We start from the raw sequence: 1,220 nt of genomic DNA, 5'->3' as shown, positions 1-1,220 counted from the left end.
CCCCTCGACGACGCCCCCACCCGCCCCTGGCTCGCGCACGCCGACGCCCAAGCCAACCTCGACGAGCTGAGGCAACAGTTGGCGGCCGAACGGCCCGCGGAACTCCGCCTGACTGGTGTCCCGAACCCCCGCCTCGTCCACGAACTCGCCGTGCGGCAGGCCCTCGAAGACGGCGCACCCCTGCCCGGCCGCCCCACCGCCTCACCCATCGGCCTTGAGGCCTTCCCCGCCCTGGGCGAGGAGCACGGCTACTGGACCGGCATCACCTGGAACACCCAGGACACCGACACCGTGGACGTCGTCTTCGTCGACCGGACCCGGCTGTCCGGCCGCGCCCCCGTCGGCACCTACGCCGCGCTCCCCACCAGCGCCTCCGCCGCACCCCTGTCCACGTGGGCCACCAACCCCGCAGCCCGCCGCGGCACCGGTGCCCTGGTCACCAAGCTCCGTGAGCACACGCGCGACCATCTGCCCGACTAGTGTGCGATCTGTTCGCGCAGGTGTTGGGGCTGCCGTGGGTCGGTGTCGAGGACGACTTCTTCGACCTGGGCGGGCACTCGCTGCTGGCCACCCGCCTCATCGCCCAGATCCGCGCCGCATTCGGCGTGGAACTGGAGCTGCGCGCACTGTTCGAGGGTCCGACGCCGGCCGCGGTGGCGGAGCTCCTCGACACCGCCGCCCCCGGACGCCTGGCCCTCACCGTCCGCAGGCGACCCGACGTCATGCCGCTGTCCTTCGCCCAGCGCCGGCTGTGGTTCATCCACAAGATGGAGGGGCCGAGCGCCACCTACAACATCCCACTGGCCCTGCGGCTGATCGGCGATTTGGACCGTGACGCATTGCGGGCGGCCCTCGGTGACGTGGTAGCCCGGCACGAAAGCCTGCGGACGGTGTTCCCCGAGGCCGAGGGCGTCCCCTGCCAGCAGGTGCTGTCACCCGAGGCGGCCGTCCCGCACCTCACCGTGCACCCCACGACCGAGGCCGAACTGCCGGCCGCCCTGAAGTCGGCCGCCCGCCACCCCTTCGACCTGGCGACCGAAACCCCGCTGCGCGCCGACCTCTTCGAACTCTCGGCGCAGGAGTACGTACTGCTTCTGGTCGTGCATCACATCGCGGGTGATGGGTGGTCGTTGGGCCCGCTGGCCGCTGACCTGACGCGTGCCTATACGGCGCGGGTGGAGGGGCGGGTGCCGGAGTGGTCTGCGCTGCCGGTGCAGTAC

2 protein-coding genes are annotated in these 1,220 nt (G+C 72.0%); both read left to right on the top strand.

The genetic code is table 11. The annotated features are described in order from the left end of the window. A partial coding sequence (locus OO52_RS46495) for a hypothetical protein (protein ID WP_158712712.1) occupies positions 1–480 on the top strand: 480 nt, incomplete at its 5' end. After that, positions 480–1,220 (top strand): condensation domain-containing protein (locus OO52_RS45570; protein ID WP_280923326.1); only part of this gene is annotated, 741 nt, incomplete at its 3' end. The genes OO52_RS46495 and OO52_RS45570, both read left to right, overlap by 1 nt.

It is taken from the genome of Streptomyces flaveolus, from assembly GCF_000716535.1.
Lineage (GTDB): Bacteria > Actinomycetota > Actinomycetes > Streptomycetales > Streptomycetaceae > Streptomyces > Streptomyces flaveolus_A.
The sequence above is the reverse complement of the archived record's forward strand: the minus strand, read 5'-3'. Positions and strand labels throughout refer to the sequence as shown.